General features: G+C 43.4%; 6 tRNA genes and 1 rRNA gene. All 7 read left to right on the top strand.

Features of this window, described 5'->3' with window-relative positions:
• Window positions 1-4: 4 nt before the first annotated feature.
• Window positions 5-121, top strand: a 5S ribosomal RNA gene (gene rrf / locus GH808_RS15105).
• Between the two features lie 9 nt (window positions 122-130).
• Window positions 131-205 (top strand) — tRNA-Asn (locus tag GH808_RS15100).
• A gap of 68 nt (window positions 206-273) precedes the next feature.
• Window positions 274-348: transfer RNA gene (locus tag GH808_RS15095), tRNA-Glu, on the top strand.
• Between the two features lie 16 nt (window positions 349-364).
• Window positions 365-441: transfer RNA gene (locus GH808_RS15090), tRNA-Asp, on the top strand.
• A 287-nt stretch (window positions 442-728) separates the two neighbouring features.
• Window positions 729-804, top strand: a tRNA-Thr gene (locus tag GH808_RS15085).
• A gap of 20 nt (window positions 805-824) precedes the next feature.
• Window positions 825-909 (top strand) — tRNA-Tyr (locus GH808_RS15080).
• Between the two features lie 284 nt (window positions 910-1,193).
• Window positions 1,194-1,269, top strand: a tRNA-Lys gene (locus GH808_RS15075).
• The last annotated feature ends 37 nt before the right edge of the window (window positions 1,270-1,306 follow it).

The raw sequence follows: 1,306 nt of genomic DNA, 5'->3' as shown, positions 1-1,306 counted from the left end.
CTAGTCTCGCGACGATGGCGGAAGGGCCACACCTGTTCCCATACCGAACACAGAAGTAAAGTCTTCCAGCGCCGAAAGTACTTGGTGGGTAACTGCCTGGGAGGATAGGACGTTGCGGGATTTTAAATAATCCTCAGTAGCTCAACGGTGGAGCACTCGGCTGTTAACCGATAGGCTGTTGGTTCGAATCCAACCTGGGGAGCCATTAGTAACCAAAGCGGGTGTGAAGCAGATTGTTTCATATCCGCTCTTTGAAACAAACTTGATAGTCATGGCCCCTTGGTCAAGCGGTTAAGACACCGCCCTTTCACGGCGGTAACAGGAGTTCGAGTCTCCTAGGGGTCACCAAATTTAATATCCATGCGGCCTGGTAGTTCAGTTGGTTAGAATGCCAGCCTGTCACGCTGGAGGTCGAGGGTCCGAGTCCCTTCCAGGTCGCCATTTGACGTTTTATCCCAATTTCTGCAAGAAATTGGTCGGAAGTTGAGCGTAAGCGAAACGACAGTGATAAAACTAACGCATTTTAATTGAAAACTCATCCAATCAGGATGAGAAGAGTTTTCGATAAAAATACGATCCAATTCAATATATAAAAACACTTTTTATTAGGCTGATGTGGCTCAATTGGCATAAGCAGAGAACCCAAATCTTTGATTTGGTGTGAATCGCTTAGTTATGTGTAGCGGATCAGGAGTAACTAAATTAATACGTCAAAACTTTATTATTAAGCTGATGTGGCTCAATTGGCAGAGCAGCTGATTTGTAATCAGCAGGTTAACGGTTCAAGTCCGTTCATCAGCTCCATTTTTTTGTCAAAAATCAATGGGAGAATGCCCGAGTGGCTAAAGGGGGCGGACTGTAAATCCGTTGACGACGTCTACGATGGTTCGAATCCATCTTCTCCCACCATAAGCATGATCCCAATTTCTTTTCAGAAATTGGTCGGCAGTCGAGCAGAGCGAGACAACAGTGAGAATGCTTACGCATTTTAATTGAAAACTCATCCAAACAGGATGAGAAGAGTTTTCGATTAAAATACGATCCAATAAAAAAATGTGTATTTTATCTGACCCATTAGCTCAGTTGGTATAAGTAGAGAACCCAAATCTTTGATTTGGTGTGAATCACTTAGTTAGGCAAACTTGAGTATTACACAATCGTCTGAAGACACACAATAACTTAATATTTTATCTGACCCATTAGCTCAGTTGGTAGAGCATCTGACTTTTAATCAGGGTGTCGGGCGTTCAAGTCGCCCATGGGTCACCATTTTACAAACATAACCGCAGAGATGCGGTTTTTTTTA

This window comes from Acetobacterium fimetarium (assembly GCF_014284475.1).
Classification (GTDB): domain Bacteria; phylum Bacillota; class Clostridia; order Eubacteriales; family Eubacteriaceae; genus Acetobacterium; species Acetobacterium fimetarium.
Note: the sequence above shows the minus strand (reverse complement) of the source record. Positions and strands in the feature narration are given on the sequence as shown.